Raw genomic sequence first — 17,844 nt, forward strand, 5'->3', positions numbered from 1 at the left:
AGGCGGGGGCTTGGCCCCCGTTTTTCGAGGGCCTTCCGTGATTTTCCAGATCCGTGCTAGAATGCTCGACTTTCTGGCATTGCCTATGGGCAGTGGCAGAAATCTGGTGAAAGCCGACGTGGTGAAATTGGTAGACACGCTATCTTGAGGGGGTAGTGGCGAAAGCTGTGCGAGTTCGAGTCTCGCCGTCGGCACCAAGAATTTGTCCAGGGCCGTTTCTGGGCGTGTAAAAGACCCGTATCTCTCCTATGAGGATGCGGGTTTTTTGTTGCCTGGCGTCCCCGTTTGTCCATCAGCATCCATTGCGTTTGAGTAGGGCTTTGAGTATGTTTTTGGCTACATACTTAAAACGGGCCCCATTTATGCCTAGCTTGGCAAAAGGACTGACCGATCTGGCGGTCAAAAACGCAAAGCGCAAAGACACGCGTTACACCCTAGCGGACGGAGGAGGCCTTCATCTCGAGGTGCTACCGACCGGCCGAAAATCCTGGTTTTCGAGGTACAGGCTGCCAAATGGCAAGCAGCGCACTGTGGTCCTGGGTTTGTATCCGATCATGAGCCTCGCTGAAGCTCGTCTGAAGACGGAAGAAGTCCATTACGCTAGCAGGACGGGCGGGTCCATTGTCGGGGCGCGAGCCGAGGCAAAGATGCATGTTCAAGCTCTGACTATGGAGCAGGACCGTATTCAGCAGGCGGCTGAGGAGTCTAAGCGCTATTCGTTCGCCCGACTGTCCGAGGCTTGGCTAGCATTCCGTAAGAGCAGTTGGGCTCCTGAGAGCTATCGAAAGGCCCAATACGTAGTTCGGAAATTGCTTCAGCCCGCCATCGGCGAGCGAGACATGCGCACGCTGCGTAGTCCTGATGTAACCGACGCGCTGCGAAGCATCGCGGCGAATACTCCAAGCTTGGCCAAGAAAGCCCAGCAGTACCTGAACGGCGTCATTGACTATTGCATCCACGAGGGTGTCCGAGGGGATGATCAGGTGCTCAGACTGAAAGGCGTTCTTCCTAGTCACCGGGGTGGGCATGTGCCGGCCGTGACCCGGCAGCAGGAAGTTGGCCAACTGATGCGGACGATCCAGGCCTACGAAGGTATTGTTGTTCGTTCAGCGTTGCTGCTCGCGGCCTGGACCGCATCGCGCCCCGGCGTCGTAGCGAGCGCAAAATGGTCAGAGATAAATCTGGAAATAGCGGAGTGGCACATTTCGGGCATGAACGCCGATGGATCTCGGCGTATGAAGACGGGGCATGACCATCTCGTCAGTCTGCCGACACAGGCCATCGCAATGCTGATGGACATGCAGCGGTTCTCCGGTGGGGATATATATGTCTTTCCTGCCGTTGGTAAGCTTAAGAATCCACATTTGCACCGGGATGCGCTTTCTCGCGCGCTGCGCTTGATGGGGTTTGCGGGCGAACATAGTCCCCATGGATTTCGCGCAATGCTCCGCACCATAGCGCGCGAGCGGCTTAAGATCGATTTCGATGTGCTGGAAGCGCAGCTTGCGCACGCCAAGCGGGATCAAATCCAGGCTGCGTACGATCGAACGGGGTTTGTGGATGAGCGTCGTGAGGCAATGCAGAAGTGGGCGGATTACTTGGATGCACAGGCTGCAGGGCAATGATCAAGAAGTTGCGCCCGGCCGCCCCTGTGGATGGAGTGTGTGAGGAATGTGAGCTCATTTCGATGTGCGTCCACTCCACCGCCCTGCGTAGGGTTGTGTGAGGAGTGTGAGCTATTTAAATATGTCTGCGGCTTGAAGCATCCGCCGCATTATGCTAGATTTTGACCCACAGCTTCCTAGCTGTAAGGTGTGATGGTCTACCATGCGTCAGCCGACTGTCTTCCTTTGCTGCTCTCTCGCCACTCTGGCAGAGACATAGAAGATGCGCCTATGTGGTATAGGCTCCTCAAGGTTCGTGTAAGTCGCTCCATTTGCCTGGTAAGCGCCTCGTTACCCATCTTCGTCCAACCGGGCGTTTACAGATGGGAAATCACACCGTGTCACCTGATAAGTTGATCGACCTCCGTGAGGTCTGCGGGATTGTTGGTCTCAAGAAGTCCACGGTCTATGCGCTAATCGCTGCTCAGCGATTCCCCCGTATTATCAAGTGCGGTCGCAAAACCTTGTTCTCTGCAAGCCAAGTTCACTCATGGGTTCAGGAACGTATCAAGGAGAGTGAACTCGCAATCTAAAACAAGTACGCACACAACTCGTCCAGCACGTTCTTGAGGGAAGGGTCGTCCCTTCTCTCCCTGCAAAAAAATGTGAGTGATGTGAGTGTACTTGTTTACTTATTTTTCATACCTTTTCATCGTTGAAAAAGGTAATAAGGTGACCGCTCACACTACTCGCGCTCGAGGAAATTTCCCATGAGTAGTGGACCCAATACCGGTGTGAATCCGGCCTTCAGTGAAGCAATAGACGTATGCCGAGCGTTGTTCGGGGATACGTGGTCATTCACGATCAAGCTGATCAAGCTTGGTCACGAGGGCAGGATTGAGGATGTGAAGCTCTCGTACGGCACATTGACCACCCAAATCAATCAGTTCCCAGTTTGGAAGGCAGAATATTGGCAGCCGTTCCTGATGGTCGGGATGAGCGATGGCGAGGGGCTCGGGGCCAACAACGTGGATGGAACTTGGGCCCTTGCCGTCGACTTGGATCACGATGTTGATATGTCCTTGTGGACCGATGCCCCTTTTCGGCCCACTGTTGCGATCAACACGTCCGGCAAACGGCAACACATGTTGTGGATCTTGAAGGAGCCGATTGACAGCGCTACCCATCGCCTAGCCGCCCGTGCTCTTGCCTATCGACTGGGTGGAGACCCCTGCTTTGCGCATGAAGCGCAGGCCGTACGGTTGCCTGGTTTTGTGAATCAGAAGCATGGAACTTTGGTCAGGGCTTCATTGTGTAGATATGACCGGGCGTACGACTACGCTCGCTTGGCTACAGCCTTTGATTTCGATCTGGTCGCCGCCACACTGCAAGCCGACGTTCCTATGATGACCAAATCGCTCTCGATCGCCGCTGCATCTGAGGAAGATAAAAATAGGCGGGTCGAGCACTTGAAGGATGCCCTGCGCCATATCCCGGCCGATGACTACGGCCTGTGGGTCAAAGTGTTAGCTGCGCTGCGCACCTTGGGGCCAGGCGGTGATGACCTCGCAAGGGAATGGTCTAAAAAATCACCAAAATTTGACGAGGGCATGTTTAACAGTAAATGGCGGGATGTTGAGACCATTACCTCTGTCAGCCCGGCCTCCATCTTTTATATTGCGATGCGTCATGGGTGGCACAACCCCGGTTTTGGTACACCCAAGATAAGCTCGCGTGAACCGCTTACGGAACGAACCCTTGGTCGATTGCTGGCGGCTGTAATGCACAAGGATTTCGCTGTTGCCCGCACTGGGCAGGAGGATAAGCCGACATTGCATCCATTGAGGTGGGATGGTAGCAAGTATGCGGCGATCGACCCCTTCGCATTTCGCCAATGCGTGGAAGCCTATTGCCGGAAGTTAGTCGTTAGCGATGACGACGACGCTAGGCGTACGCTCGCAACGGCAATAGCCAAGCATGCAGGCGATGGTCGTACGTTGGACTCGCTGGGACGAAGTGCGCTCGAGTTTCTGCTTCCATCAAGTGATTCGCTGTATGCCGCGCAGTATCCGTATTTCCCGGTCGCCAATGGCATCTTGAACCTGTTGAGCGGACAGCTCATTCCCAACCAGATTCGGGCTATTTCGTATCGTCATAGTGCGGTGGCCTTTGATCCAAATGCTCAGGCGCCTCGATTTAAGCGGTTTTTGGAGGAGGTCTTTGAAGGCGATGGGGAAGTCATCAAGTTTATTCTGCGGCTTGCCGGTAGCATCCTTTTGGGGAAACCAGTGGATCACATCTTCGTGATCTTTCATGGACCGCAAGGCCGCAATGGCAAGTCCGTACTTGTCGAAGTACTGATGGCGATTTTTGGTGCCTTTTCGAGCACAGTGGGGGTGGCGACGATCATGGTCAAGAGCACGATGACTGACGGTCCGACGTCGGCACTGGCTAGGCTGCAAGGCAAGCGGTTGGTGATCATCAGTGAGCCTAATGGTAAGCATCAACTGGACGCGGGACTTGTTAAGCAACTGACCGGAGGGGATCGGATCACGGCTAGGCCGCTCTACGGGACCGAAATTGAATTTCTGCCCGAGTTCACGCCCATCATGGTCACCAATTTCATCCCCAAGATTCACGCTGCCGATGAGGCGCTGTGGGCGCGCATAAAAATCATCCCGTTCACTCGGACTTTTTCGCCGAAGGAGGTCGATCACGGCCTTAAAGATAAACTGCTGATGGAGCTTCCAGGCATTCTTAATATGTTGTTGTGCGGAACGGCTGATTACCTGGAAAATGGCCTGCAGGCACCTTCAAAGGTCAACGCCGCAGGGCAGATGCAGCGTAAGCTGGCAGATGGATTTGAGGCATGGCTTGAGGAGCGAACTGTAGGCGGGGACCAGGAGAGCCAGTTCAAGCCCCTCCATGACGATTACGTGGCATGGGCAAAGTTGAATCCTGAGTTCGATCGCCTAAGGCAGACGGAGTTCAAGGCGAAGCTAGATTGCATCTTTAAGTCCCGGCTGCACCGCAACAACAGACTGTTTTCTGGTATATCGCTAAAGCTGATGTAGGATCTAGTTTTGACGTTGCGCGTGTGCTAGATGGTGCGTGCGGAACTGCGAATTTTTAATGGCCATGCTCCTGGAGAACGTAGAATGAAACGGAATTCGACGTAAGGTCATAGTGATTTAGAGTGAAAATTCGTGCGATTCTACGGCGGCTTGAGTTCAACATAAAACGGAGCGGAGGTGTCTGTGGTGGGGGCAACGGGTAAAAAGAGAATCGCGCTGAATGTGTATCTTCTAAAGGTAAACGCTGACCCCGGATCAAAGGGGCTCTGGTCGCAGAAGGACTTTTTAGCCCGCCCTGTGAGTAGCTCTGGCAAGGCGGCACAGATTAGGGCCGAAGTTCATCCACTTGGCCCAGATGGTGAGTTAGGTACTCTATTTATCAGGAAGCCAGTCACAGAATCAGAGCCTGAATGGCTCGATTTCGTGCGAAAAGGATTCACAGATGCCTCCCCTCTTCAAAAGCTGAAGAACCGAAGTGTCTCAGCCATTTTGGTGGTCGAATGCCATGACAGACAGTTCGTCCTGGCGTTTGGACATGGACGATTCATGATCGAGCCTCGCCTAATCGAAGACCGCTTCGGCATTCGTGTCGTTTTGAACAGCATCTCACCGGATCAGGTGGCTTCTATTGACCGGCAAACATTCGACGCGTCTCCGAGAATTAGCAGGGTGCAAACGATTAAGGCCTCCTCGGTTTCTGACTTCATGATCAGTCCGGAGCAGGACCTCTTGCGGGGACTCGTAGGATTCACCAAGCCAGAGTACAAGAAGACCCTCGGGGGACTAATTGCCGGCATCGACTCATTCAAAACCTCACTATCTGTTGAGCTCTCTGATCTGTCAGAGACCCTCCGGGTCTCGCTCGAGCGTTCAGAGTCGAAAGACTATTTAGCGCGGGACTCGCAGGGCAACAACAGCCAATTCGCATGGGTTGAGAATCTATTGCCTGTCAAGGATAAGGCTCTCATCGATGAACTGGATAAGGCGGTCTGGAAGCAGCTAAGTTCACGGCATTTAGAGAATATGTGGTTAGCAATACCTGACATTGTCGACTGGAGCCAGGTAACTGGCTTTAGCTATTCGCAGGCCTCATCTGAGCGGGAAATAGAGACAAGCCTTGACCTAGCAAGATTTCTGACCACCTTGCGTAAGGGTGCCACTCTTGACACCGTCAAAAGGAAAGAAATCCTGATGATCATGGCAAGTGGTGTACCGCCTCAGCGTTTTGGTGCTTTCAAGTGTATCTATGCCGAGATCAAGAAGCATGTGGATCTCTTCATCTTGCATGTTGGCACTTGGTTCCGCGTTGAAGGATCCTTTCAGAGTGCGGTCGAGAAGTACTACGCGTCCTTACGGCGCAAGACGTTTGTGCCTCCATTTATGCAATATCAGCACACCGGAGAGGGACCATATAACGAAGCTGTTTGTGCTGCTAGTCCATCTACCCATGGAATGTTGGACCGTCGGCTCGTCAGGTTTGGAGGCACGTATGACAAAATAGAAGTTTGTGACATCCCCAAGGTTCCTCCGGCGGGAGCCTCAACAGGTTTCGAATTTATCCATGTGAAGCGTGGGCGCAGCTCCGCGACTCTCAGTCACCTATTCTCGCAGGGTCTCGTGGCATCTACCCTTCTTGTCAGAGAGGGGGCGTTTGTGGCCGAAGTCAACAAGCAACTGGCGACGTTAGGGTTGCCACAGTTGCCAAACAGATTTTCGGCACACGGAAACGAAATTGTCTACGCAATCATAGATGGACCGGCGGGCACTGCGCTGGACATCCCGTTTTTTAGCAAGGTGACATTGCAGAACTGCGCCAAGTCAATCTCAGCTTTTGGGTATTCAGTCAGCCTGATGCATATCCCCGAGTCTGCCGCGCATCTTGCAGCGGTGGCAGCGAAGGTCATAAAGAAAAGGGCCACGAAGAAGGTGGGGAAAAAGAGAGGAAAGCTGCCCTCGGCTTCTGCGGGCACGGCGTCGCCGTAGGCAGAGTCGAGGACGCCTAAGCCTTCTTGTGGATTCAGCTTTCCGATGTTACCAACAACCTACCAGAGGCTTCTAAGGCGGCCGTACGCATTCAGATGTTGTGCCACGTTAATTTTTAGGCGTCCTTGGCAAGCACGTTGTAAGCGCCCGGTGAACCCATCTTCCGCATCTGCGTTGTCCCCGATAGTGTCCACCACTTTAGGTGGACACCATGTCGAAGACAGAATTAACGCTGACGAATAAGCGCCGGTCTTATCCCAAGCCCCTGAAGGTGCAGATTGTGGCCGAATGCAGCCAGCCCGGGACGTCGATTGCGGGCGTCGCTCTGTCGCACGGCGTGAACGCGACCCTGGTGCACAAATGGATCCGATAGGCCGAGCGTCAGCCAGGCGTGGTTCCTCCCTTCGTGCAGGTTGTGGTGTCGCCACAGCCCGCGGCGAATCGCCACATCGAGATTCACCTGTCGCGCGGTCCCGTGCGAGGTTAGCGCCCGGCGAACACATATTGAACGCGTGCGGTTGTAGTCACACGATTGTTCATCCGTGAAAAGTGGCGAGGAATTGCGTTGGGTGCCGCGTGTGGGCAAATCCAGACCTCTTGCTCTATTGAGATGTATCATGCTTAGCCAACAACCGTCCTCGTGATAGCTGGAAGGATTGTCCTAGGGAGGCTTAAGTGAATCGTCTGCGTGATTCGCGGCATTGCTAAAGGCGAAATATTAGGCGTAAGCACCATCTCTACGCGTAACGCCTTCAATGGGCTTGGGGGGTATGGTTTCCTGCGTAATACCTCATTGGTTAGGTGTCTTTTTACTGCGTATTTCTTCCGATAAACATCGCGCATCGCGCGATCTCTCGCTAAGCCGCGATTGAATTGCAATGATTAGAGCTCACTTCGAATCGATCTATGACTGCTTGCTCGATGAGCTCGCAAAGGCCCGACACTCCGTTCGCTTGTGTGTCGCTTGGATGAACCCGGCTCTATTCGCTCACGTTTTCCAGGGGCTGCTTGACAGAGGTGTGCAGATTGAGATTGCGTACTATGACGTTTTGCAGAATCAGCGCTTAGGGCAGCACTTCCGCCATTCGCCGATTCGCTTTTATCCTGTAACGCCTCGTGGGTACCGTGCGTACATGCATCACAAGTTTTGCATTATTGACGATGAAGTGCTCATAACCGGAAGCTATAACTGGACAAAAAATGCGGCGCGAGGCTTCGAAAATATCATTGTTGCTACACATGACTTTGACCTCGTGAAGCAGTACAAACACGAATTCGAAGACGTCAAGGAATATGTGTTGGGGGGAAGTGCTCGTAGAATGAAGCTGTGCTCTCAGCATCCGTACTGTCGTTCTGAAGCTTACTACGTAGCCGTCCTGTATCCAGACGATGGACATACCCGCATCGCCACTGGTGTCTGGCAGGTCTGCGAGCGGGCCCAGCATGCCAAGTTGGTTTCTAGTGACCCCCATATTGACGACGAGTTTGAGGTATATCAGGAGGACTTCGATGAACCGACAGGTCGGGGAGACACGATTGCGGCTCGTCGGGAGGACATGCGGCACGCATTTGAGAAAGAGCGCGAGTCGATTAGCCGTAACAGGGATGCAATAGTAAAGCGCTTCGGGATGTCCATAGATGCTTATGGCACGATGCGCATGAAAAATGAAGCTATCGAGTTAAAAGGAGGCGGCGGTGGCTATTTTCGGCCCGAGCATGAAATTTTGGTGGAGTGGAGAGATGTCTACTACCGAAAGACGATTCCGGACGTTCTTTCAGAAGACGGCGGCTATGGGCAAATCATCCGTGGTGAAACTTGGACTTGGTGATTGAATGCGCGCCGGGGAAGGGTAAAAGGTGCGCGTGATGCGGGCGCGCCGCCCCATACGTTCACCACCCGCGCCAGCGCCGTATCACTGCTGGCACGCATGTCCATCGGGTCGACGGCTAGCCATATGGCATCGATCCGGATCGCCGCAACCAATCTCGTAGCAGCGTCCCGCATGCACTGACACCTTGCGGGGCCAGCGTATCGACGCCACCGCTACGCCGCGGTTCGATCTCGACGACAGCCCCAGTAACATCGCCGGTGCTAGATAACGCCGGCGATATCGGCAGCGGCAAGAACTCCGGCTGTTTGATCGACTCGCCACGTTCGCGCACCCAACAATGGACGATGTTCGCGTTGATACCGTGCGCCAATGCAATGGCCGCTATCGAGGCACCGGGTGCGCCACATGCCCGCACCAACTCGGCCTTCATCTCGTCGCTGTAATACCGACGAAGCGGCTTATTCACTAAAACCTCATTCGACATAGTGTGCATGATCTCCTCGTGCACACTATCGCTTCGCACATCAACTTAGCCAAGACAGGTCGCCCAGCCGCTTACAGCACGTTTTCACGCGCGCACGGTACAAACCAGCCTCGGCTAGCTAGCGATAATGGTGTGTTTTCACTACTTCATGAAAAAGTCGCGTCGATCGGTTTTCGGGCTGAAATCTTTGTTTATTATTTCCCCTCTGAGCTAAAGAACAAGTTCACGGAAGGTCGATAGTGACCGAAAAAAGTTTGTTACTGTCGGCCGGATTTCGCACTTAGACGTCGCCAGCGTCCTTCATGCCAACACGAACCTCGCATCTATCTCTGCGTACCTCGTGCATTTGTCGGAGTTAGCAAAGTGCGCTCTGGGAGGATTAGGAAAGGCGGACTGCTCTTGCAGCGACCGGCATGTAAAGCCACCGCTGACTGACGGGCTTGCCGGTTGCGCTGAAAAGGGCGTGGCCATAGGACTCGAGCTGCGGGCCGTGCTCGGCCACCAGTTCTTCGTCTCTGGCTGAGCCTCCGGGGTTCGACTTGTGGTCCAGGAGAATCCAGCCGTCTGGCATCTCAACCAGCATGTCGATGCGGCCCCGGATGCGAGTGCCGTTCGGGCCATCCGACTCTATAGGTACCTCGACGTAAATGGGGCAACCAGGCCAACGCTGGGCTATCCAAGCCAGGAACGCTTCGGCCTGGGCACAAACGGCGTCCTTATCCACTGAATGAGCCACAGTCCAGGTCTTTAATATATGTTCGATCTCAGGGGCTGAAACGCAGCCAAGCACGCCAGCGCGTGCGATGCACAGGTGCAGCGCCGTGCCCAGCGATTCCATATCGGGTTTGCCGGCCAAGCTCAGTCGGACGCCGACAGTGTCGGTTTCGGCAACAGTGAACGTACCGCCCGAAGCGGAACTCGGTCGATGCCACAATGGCTCGGCGCGCAAACGTGCACGGCCTATGAACCAGTGGCAGGCTTCTGATGCTTTGGCGGGTGGCTCCACCGAGCAGTCATCTTTGCTCCACGACTTCGATAGCCTGGATAGCCGCTTGCCGTGGGGAGTCGTCACGGTTCCTGAATCGCCGAACAACAGGTCGGTTGCGCCTTGAATTTCGCCAATCCAGGCGCGACCTGGCCCTGACTTGCGAACGAACGACACCGCGACGTTCATGTCACGCGCGCGGGTCAGGGCCACATATAGAAGGCGCTTGTTCTCCGCGAGGGCTTCGGCCTGCATGATTTTTCCAGTGGTGCTGGCTTCGGCGTTGAGGGATGCTTGGGGCTGGGACCGCTTGCCCCATGTCTTCAGCCAACAGTGGACGAAACGGTTGGCGAGCGGCTGCTGCGGGTCAAAGTCCCCGGCTGTTCTCGCGCGCACCCCCCAAAGCGAACTGCGTGCTGTCGCGTCGAGGCTTGTCAGCACGACGACTGGCCACTCAAGCCCCTTGGCCCCGTGATAGGTGAGAACCGCGACGGAGTTGTCTGCCGAGGTGGCCCGGTTATCATCCTCTGCGCTGGCGAGTTCATCCAGCCAGCGAAGCATGCCGCTGACGGTCGCCGGCCGCTTGGCGGCAGCGCACTCGTCCTCGAAAGTCTTGCCGAACTCGATCAGTGCTTCAACATTGGAGAGACGGTTGCGGCTCTCGTGGGGGGAGGTAGACCACTGGCCGATTAGCCGCACTACATGGGACTCGGCGGCTGCAAGTCGCAGTGCTTCCTGTGGCGTCAAGGCCGAGAGCGTAGGACGCAGCTCTTCAAGTCGGGCGAGAAGCAGATTAGCGCTGTCGCCCTTCGTCATCCACTCGTGTGCCTTTGTCCCATCGGTGGCTAGGTACTGCAGCCTGTCAGCGAGCCAGGTTTCGACCGGAGTGTCACCGGCCAGGGTAAGAACCAGCGCAGTGGCAACAGTGTCGGTCGGATCATTCATACGCCGTAGGCAGGCCATGACATAGATGGCTTCGGCAGTCCCCAATAAGCCAGAGCGGGGGCTGGCAGATGGGATGCCCCAGCGCGTGAGCGACGTAACGGCAAACTCGACTTGGTCGTTGTAGCGACACAGCACCCCGACATCCCCGGCCTGAATTGGACGGAGTTCTTTGGTGTCTTTGTCTTCGACCTTGAACCCGGACCCCAGCAGATCTCGGACGGCCTGCCCAAGGCCCAGGTAGTCCAAGTCGTTTCTGCTGCTTTCGAAGTTCCAATTTAGCAGCGCTGCTTGGGCAGGAATATCCTTCCGCAGCGGCTGCAATTGAACCTGAGCAGGCGTCAGGTCGGGCTCGAAAGCAGAGGCGAATACGCCGTTGGTGAGCGAGACGAGACTTTCGATGGAACGCCTGGAGCTGTCCAGGGCCTTGCCGATGATTCCGCCCCAGTCCTTGATGGCGGCTAAGACGCCGGCAATAAGACTCGCATCAGTTCCGCGGAAGCCGTAGATAGCCTGCTTGGGGTCGCCGACCCACACCGACCTCTTGGCGAGCTTGGCCAACTCAACAAAGAGAGCCAGTTGTAGGGGGCTAGTGTCTTGGAACTCGTCGACCATGATGAGGTCTAGTTCTGCCGCCAAGGCTTCACGGATCGCTGGCTTGGTCCGCAACGCTCGTAGCAGCAGAACCTCTTGGTCGCTGAAGTCAACGGCACCCAGCGTCTTCTTGGCCTGCTCGTAGGCGTCGAGAACGTTGGCGGCTAGGTTGAACGCCAAGTCAAGGTACCGGCGGACCTCGGAATGAAAGGCGGGATGAGACTCGTGGGCTTGTGCGGCGGCTTTTACTGGTGCGAGGATGTCCCTTACCTTGGCGCCGGCATCAATCCCGGCTGCACCAATCCAGTCGGGCCAGCACCAACGGCCTTCACGGAAGAGACGATCCAGTTTCTGCAGCACCTCGAGGCCTTTGACGAGGTTGTCTGCAACTCTGGCGCCGGCAGCCTGTTGTTGTTCGACATAGGCGGCTACCTCTTGGTTCGCCTTGGCCAATGCGGCCTCCAGCGACTCGGTCGGGTCCGGTCCTGTAGTTGGAGAAGGCCAGTTCCCGAGCATTGCGTCGGCGTTCTGGGGACCCATTGCGCGAAGCGCCGCAGGTGCTATGTCATTGTCGAGCGCGGCCTTTACGATAGCCTCAACAGACTTGGACCAGTCCGCCTGCTCAATGCCGAACCGCCCGGTGAGCCAAACCAGTTCTGCTTGTGCGTCTACATCCATCGACTCGGCCAGCGTGGCCTTAAGCAGTCGCTTGGATTGGCCTTCGCCTAGAACGGTCTGGTCGGGAGAGAGACCTAGCTCGAAGCAGAACCGCTTGAGCATCTGGCCGCAGACGCTGTTGACTGTGCCTAAGCGGGCCTGGCCAATAGCTGTGGCCAGGTCGATGCGTCCCTTTTCAAGGAGCCAGGAGCGGGCGCGTTCTCGCAGCTCGGTAGCGGCCTTCACTGTGAAGGTCGTGGCCAAGATGGCGTGAGGGCGTGCTGCGCCGGACTCGAGGGCTTGGGCGAGCGTTTCGGTCAGTCTGTAGGTCTTGCCACTGCCGGCGCCCGCGCTGATGAACTCGATGTTGTTTATCATTGCCAGCCTCCCAACAAGACTAGGTAGTCTCGGTCCCATTTGCTTGGACCGTTGACCGAAAGGGTGCCCTCAGGGCCTTGGAACTCGTCGGCGGAGCCCTCCGGAACGACGTCGATGATTCCGCCGTCCAACTGCTGCTTGCGCCAGTTCCACGTGGCGCGTGCCCGGTCCAGTAGGGTGGTTACGGTTACGCCGTCTGGCGGTCTTCTAACCTGCGCATTCGGGAAGGTGTCTGCAGCGTTGACGTACAGTGCGCCGCTTTCCAGGATGAAGTAGCCAAGCGCAGAGGGTGGGGCGCTGAGTGTTTGCTCAATGAGGCTAGAGTAGAGCGCCAACTGCAGGTGCTCGCCGGACCGAAGCAACCCGGCGTAGTAGTTGTCGCTTCGCCACTTCATGTCCAGGGCGACGGTTCGCTTGCCGCCAAGCGTGACCAGGAGATCAATCTTGCCGATCAGCGGGACGTCACCCAGGTTTCCTGCGAATTCGACCTCGGTCTGAACCTGTAGTGCACTAGCGGACCTAAGGTGGTCAAGAAGACTGCAAATGGCTCCTTCACAAACCTTGCGGAAATGCTGCTGCGTTACCCCCGAACCCTGCATGAGTAGTACAGCGCCCTCCGTCAGCAAGAGCGAGTCTGCTTCGGCGCGGAACCAGGCGACGGCAGCGGGGTTGGACCAAGTCAAGGCGTCGGCGTGCGCGAAGAGCTTCTCGAACACGCGATGAGCAAGGATGCCCAGAAGGCGGTTGTCCTCATCTACCGCCAGAACAGAGGTTGGCTCCAGGTCTGCCACTCGTTTCAGAACGAAGAGGGCGGGGTTTTTGAAGAGTTCGTCGAGTGTGGTGAACGACTGTGCAGCGTCGCCGAGTTGGACGGGGTGCGGCAGTTGGATGTGTCGAGGAGTAGCGGGCAGCGGCAGAGACGGAAGTATTTCGGCGGTCGACCCGAGAAGTGCGGAGCCGAGGGCGGAGTCCAGATCGAGTGAACCGGATTCGATGTCCGGTACGAGCTGTTTTAGAAGCTGGAGAATTGGATGCACTTCTGCTCCCGGGGGAGGACAGACGAGGACAAATCTGCTTCGTGCGGCAAGTAGCGGCCGCAGCCACTTTAGTGCCAATGACACGAGCTCACGCGCCGGATCTCGCAACTGCACACCCAATTGGGTGAGAGCGTTCACCTCGGCAGGTGACCAAGGCAGGGGCGAGGGCAGGGCAGGTGACGACGGCATCCACCAGACCACTTCATCGGCTGCTTCGATGCATGCGGCTGCCTTGCTGGCCGAGCGCATGCAGCCGACGTGGGAAACAGCAGCGGGGTTGGTTACCCCCGCAGGCGTAGCGTGGGCGACCAACTGCTCGATTTGCCGAGGTAGCACCGTAGCCAAGCCCTGCCTAGCTAGTTCGATCAATGCGTCATGGACGGCCGCACATTGGCGGTGCGCTGCTGTAGAACCCGCTACATCATCGGACTCTCCCGATAGGCGGCGCCGCATCGCCTCCTGCATACGGTCGACGCGGGCGATGAGAGCATCGACGGGCACACCTTCGGTGCGGGACCAGCGCTCTGACTCCAGCCAGAAGGTGATTTCATCTGCTATTTCTTGGGCATCGTCACTTACAGCGATCTTGGACTTGGCCGTTGTCCAGGCCTCGCCCCCGATCCCGGGCTGCTTGGCGACAGCACGGGCGAGTTTGCTTCTGGCAGGGCGACTGAACGGGCCGATTGGATGGGTCAGGAAATCCAGCACTCGGTTCATGTCGACTGGTTCCCAGCACATCTCCAAGGCAAGGAGTAGAGCCTGGAGGGCTGGGCGGAGCTGACTAGGGCGTTCGAATCCGCAGTTGACCCCGCCGGTGGCGGACAGCGAGACGTCTAGTGAGTCGCCGGCCTCTTCGGCCAGGATCAGCCGGTCGCCGGGCTTGTGCAAGTGTTGCGCACTCAACCAATGTTCGGCTGTCGTGGCCGCGAGAGCGTGCACTAGCAAAATACTTCCGTCGGGTTGAATTGCCAAATTGCCCGCATAACCTCCGGCCAAAACGGTTAGGGCGTGTTCTTGCACCGCACGGAGTTGACCTGTTCCCTGTGGTTCGGGAAGGCGGACTGCGACTGAGGGCAGGCGCTCGAGCACCTGCCGCCAAAGCAGCGGGAAGTCCTCGATCGGGTCAACCAGACGAACTGACCTAATGGGGCCGGGGCCGGAAGCACTTAGACCTTGCGCCACCAAGTGCAAGCGCTCAGCTTCTCCGAACGGCAGCGTTTCGAGAGCCGCAACCTCGATGGCGGCAAGTTCCCGGACTCGCGGTGGGTGCTCCGGATTCGCGCTGCCGTTCCAACCGCCGAGTTTCCACTCGTCACGCCAGGCCAGGAGGCGCGCGGCCGTGCCGATGCTGTCAATCTTCAGGGAGTCACTATAGAAGCGCGAATTGTTGTCATGGATTCGAAGCAAACCGGAGTAGACGGCCACGCGTTTAGCCGTGGACGCCCCGGGTGCGCTTAGACCGAGGTAGGTCTCTAGTAGAGACAGGAAGCCGAGGCGGCCGACCATTGGGCTGTTAAAGAAGTTCGTCGAGGACGGGCCCTGACGGGCGTCCAATGACAGGCCAAAGGTGATGTGCATGCTGAAGCTGACTCCCCAGAAGGCTATCGAATGCAGGCGTTCTGTTGCGTTTTGTCCCTGCTTCCAGTTGACAAGAGTAACCTAAAGAAACTATTCACGTCCTCCCGAAAGTTCCCGAGGGAGAAGTCAGGTCATTGAGTCCATCTCGCAGCAAAGAGGCCAATGGCCTGCGCCCGATGCATTTCTATCCTTAGGCGGGAACGGTTAGACGGTAATGGCCTCATGGTGGACGGCCAACTTACCCTCGAAATCGGGCCTTTAAAGGTTCCTCCGCTTCAGCTAAGCCCGTGCGGTGCGCGACTGCTGGTGGTTTCCGACGCTGAGTTATAGTGCATGTAACTAATTTCATCTATAGATGAAATTAGCTTTCAGGGAAAGCGACGTGGAGCTTCCTCACGAGAGTTTTTACTCGCGATTGCACCAACGTGCTTTCGGCAGTCACTGAATCCAAGCGTTATGTTGTGCCCGCGTTCCAATTGCCAAAAAAGGAAACAGCAATGCAAAGATATGCAGACATAAACAATGATTCTGGTGTCGTCGGCTACGAGATTTCTGCGACGTCCATAACGGTTTGGTTTGATGGTGCAGCGAGACCATATACCTATAGCTACGCCTCGGCCGGACAGCACCATGTTGAGAGAATGAAGCAACTGGCTCAGTCTGGTGATGGGCTTAATGCGTACATAAACTACAACGTCAAGTTCAAATACGACCGTTAGTCTCCAGCCGGAGTAAGCATTGAGAGCATGACACCTCAGTCAAGCGGGGGCCACGCCGCCGCTTGACTCTTAGCTTTCACTTCTGGCATGTGTGCTCCCCGCCGACAGCAGTTGTGAGAGTTGGCTAGGAAATTGCCGTGAATGCGGGCGCAAGCGCACGAAGGTGACAATGCAGGTTCCCGATTGCACGAGAAACCCCTCGTAAAAACTATCGTCGTCTATAATAGAGTTGGTATTTTTCGCCGCTCTACCGGCCGAATGTATCGCGCCAAGGTGGTCGTTGAACGATGGCCCGTCTGTTGCTGAATCTGAAACGGCTGCAGCCCAGCCATCGCAGCTGCCGTTACGTACCCCGCTCGCAGACTGTGACCCGCTACAAGGCCCGCATTGCCACCAGCACGTCGGTATGCCGCTTTGAGAATCAGCGCAACAGATTGACCGGTAAGTGGACGACTTCCTACGGTGTCGTGGCGAGTCACCTTTCTGAATATGTAGCCGGAGCCTATGCCGCTCGCTGCCGTCCACTGATCTATGGCAGCGACGGGGCATCTAGTCCCTTTGGCGCGAGGGATAAAGACGGTTCGTCCTACCCCTTCCTGGTCTGTCTTGGAACGACGTAGCAGAATCTCGATGCCTTCATCTACCGCCGTGATGTCTTCATACTGAATGGCGACAAGTTCTGCGCGTCGGAACGCTCCCGCGAAGCCAATCAGTAGAAGTGCCCGGTCCCGTGCGGCTCTCATCGGCTTCTGTTGGTCGACCAGGGCAAGCATCTCCAATAAATCATCTTTGACGATCGCCCGCACACGACGTTGGGTGATGCCCAAGGTTCTACGAATGCCTTGCATGGTCTGTCGCACGCTGACATGAATGGCGGGAGACGTCAGGTTTTGATCTAGATGGGCACGGTGGATGCCGATCAGTCTTCGTTCTATGGTCGCTACGGCCAAAGTTGCCGCGAGATTGGCCAGGTATGCGCAAAGTTGTTGTGGCGTCGCCGGCACCTTTCCACCGTTCGCCAAAAAATGAGCGAGATCAGCCGCATATGCTTTCTTGGTTGCGGCTGATCGGGCTGCATCAATGTAACGCTCTGCCGTCATTGACGCGGCAGTGTTCGCGGGAGTGCTTCGAGAGGGCTTGGAGGCATTAGTTTTTGATGCCGTGGCGGCATTTCTGCTTGGGCTTTTCATGGTCGGAATGGAGTCCTCGAGGACAGTGCACGATTGACGTCGGGAAGCTGGGGGCAAGGTCAAGGGGCGTAATCAGCCAGATGGAATTGACAAGCGATAGAGAGTTCGTGGATATACAGGAGTACCTGCCCAAGATCGGCCAGTAGCGCACCAACACTTGCAATGGACTGTCGTGGCGCGGCGGCATCGCCTGCGTCATCCAGTGGGACATAGGCGAGGAGCGCGCCAAGTCCTGTGATGCCTTGATGCAGACAATCGAGCGTGCGGTCTAGCTGTGAGGCCAATGCCAGCAGGAGTTCAGGATCTGCCTCTGCGAAGTCGATACGAGGATCTGCGGCCTGTGGCAGCAAGCAGAGCACCGCGCAAAGGTCTCGCAATGGGGCGCTATGCGTGGCTGATTTACCAGGATTTTGGTTCGAGTCCATGTTCAATATTCCTCTGGCAGCAGGAGCGTCGTAGCGGACCTGTCGGCCTCAGTGATGATCCATAGCCGCCCGCCCGCTACTTCATACGAGGATATGACGCGGTTGCCATGTATAGCCGCTGCCTCGTTGGCCAAGGCATCCTCGGGTTGCACGTCGCCCCAATCGCCAGACTGGTGGCGCAACAGCATCTGGAATGGGTTCAGGTTCGCGCGGTGTAATAGGTTCAACGCGCCCGGAGTCGCCACGACTTGACCAAGTGAAATGGGTAGACCGCGGCGCTGCGTAGTCGAGGAAGTGTCACAGTGGGATGCTTGCATGGGCTTTCGCTTTTGATTGGCAAGAAGGCGTTGGGCATCAGAAAT

11 protein-coding genes and 1 tRNA gene are annotated in these 17,844 nt (G+C 56.3%); 7 read left to right on the forward strand and 5 right to left on the reverse strand.

All coding sequences use genetic code 11. From position 1 onward, the window contains the following. Positions 1-112: 112 nt before the first annotated feature. The 7 genes from API01S_RS09235 to API01S_RS09255 all read left to right on the forward strand — a co-directional run bounded on the left by API01S_RS09235 (position 113) and on the right by API01S_RS09255 (position 8,490). Positions 113-197: transfer RNA gene (locus API01S_RS09235), tRNA-Leu, on the forward strand. A 165-nt stretch (positions 198-362) separates the two neighbouring features. Then, positions 363-1,625: a tyrosine-type recombinase/integrase gene (locus API01S_RS09240; RefSeq protein WP_061304627.1), complete on the forward strand. Its 1,263-nt coding sequence runs from the start codon at positions 363-365 to the stop codon at positions 1,623-1,625. 362 nt (positions 1,626-1,987) lie between these two features. Continuing rightward, complete coding sequence (locus API01S_RS29640) at positions 1,988-2,197, forward strand: helix-turn-helix transcriptional regulator (RefSeq protein ID WP_084802398.1); 210 nt, start codon at positions 1,988-1,990, stop codon at positions 2,195-2,197. Between the two features lie 177 nt (positions 2,198-2,374). After that, positions 2,375-4,678: a phage/plasmid primase, P4 family gene (locus API01S_RS09245; RefSeq protein WP_061304226.1), complete on the forward strand. Its 2,304-nt coding sequence runs from the start codon at positions 2,375-2,377 to the stop codon at positions 4,676-4,678. Between the two features lie 177 nt (positions 4,679-4,855). Further along, complete coding sequence (locus tag API01S_RS09250; protein WP_084802399.1) at positions 4,856-6,661, forward strand: TIGR04141 family sporadically distributed protein; 1,806 nt, start codon at positions 4,856-4,858, stop codon at positions 6,659-6,661. Between the two features lie 211 nt (positions 6,662-6,872). Next, positions 6,873-7,034, forward strand: coding sequence for a transposase (locus API01S_RS28795; protein ID WP_084802400.1), 162 nt, complete (start codon positions 6,873-6,875; stop codon positions 7,032-7,034). Positions 7,035-7,539: 505 nt separating this feature from the next. Then, entirely contained in the window at positions 7,540-8,490 is a 951-nt protein-coding gene (locus API01S_RS09255; protein ID WP_061304228.1) for a phospholipase D-like domain-containing protein, read from the forward strand. A gap of 118 nt (positions 8,491-8,608) precedes the next feature. Here the strand turns inward: API01S_RS09255 and API01S_RS28800 are convergent, their stop codons facing one another. The 5 genes from API01S_RS28800 to API01S_RS09275 all read right to left on the reverse strand — a co-directional run bounded on the left by API01S_RS28800 (position 8,609) and on the right by API01S_RS09275 (position 17,482). Beyond that, positions 8,609-8,986, reverse strand: coding sequence for a transposase (locus API01S_RS28800; RefSeq protein WP_084802401.1), 378 nt, complete (start codon positions 8,984-8,986; stop codon positions 8,609-8,611). 370 nt (positions 8,987-9,356) lie between these two features. After that, on the reverse strand, positions 9,357-12,533 hold the full coding sequence (locus tag API01S_RS09260; RefSeq protein ID WP_061304230.1) for a UvrD-helicase domain-containing protein: 3,177 nt from the start codon (positions 12,531-12,533) through the stop codon (positions 9,357-9,359). Then, the gene (locus tag API01S_RS09265) at positions 12,530-15,148 is read right to left on the reverse strand and encodes a PD-(D/E)XK nuclease family protein (protein WP_156487092.1); all 2,619 of its coding nucleotides are present in this window, start codon (positions 15,146-15,148) and stop codon (positions 12,530-12,532) included. Before API01S_RS09265 ends, API01S_RS09260 begins: the two co-directional genes overlap by 4 nt. 937 nt (positions 15,149-16,085) lie before the next feature. Then, positions 16,086-16,967, reverse strand: coding sequence for a site-specific integrase (locus tag API01S_RS28805; RefSeq protein WP_254609282.1), 882 nt, complete (start codon positions 16,965-16,967; stop codon positions 16,086-16,088). Between the two features lie 149 nt (positions 16,968-17,116). After that, positions 17,117-17,482, reverse strand: coding sequence for a hypothetical protein (locus tag API01S_RS09275; protein ID WP_061304234.1), 366 nt, complete (start codon positions 17,480-17,482; stop codon positions 17,117-17,119). Between the last annotated feature and the right edge of the window lie 362 nt (positions 17,483-17,844).

Origin of the sequence: Achromobacter piechaudii NBRC 102461, from assembly GCF_001571245.1 — a bacterium.
In the GTDB taxonomy this organism is placed as follows: Bacteria; Pseudomonadota; Gammaproteobacteria; order Burkholderiales; family Burkholderiaceae_B; genus Achromobacter; species Achromobacter piechaudii.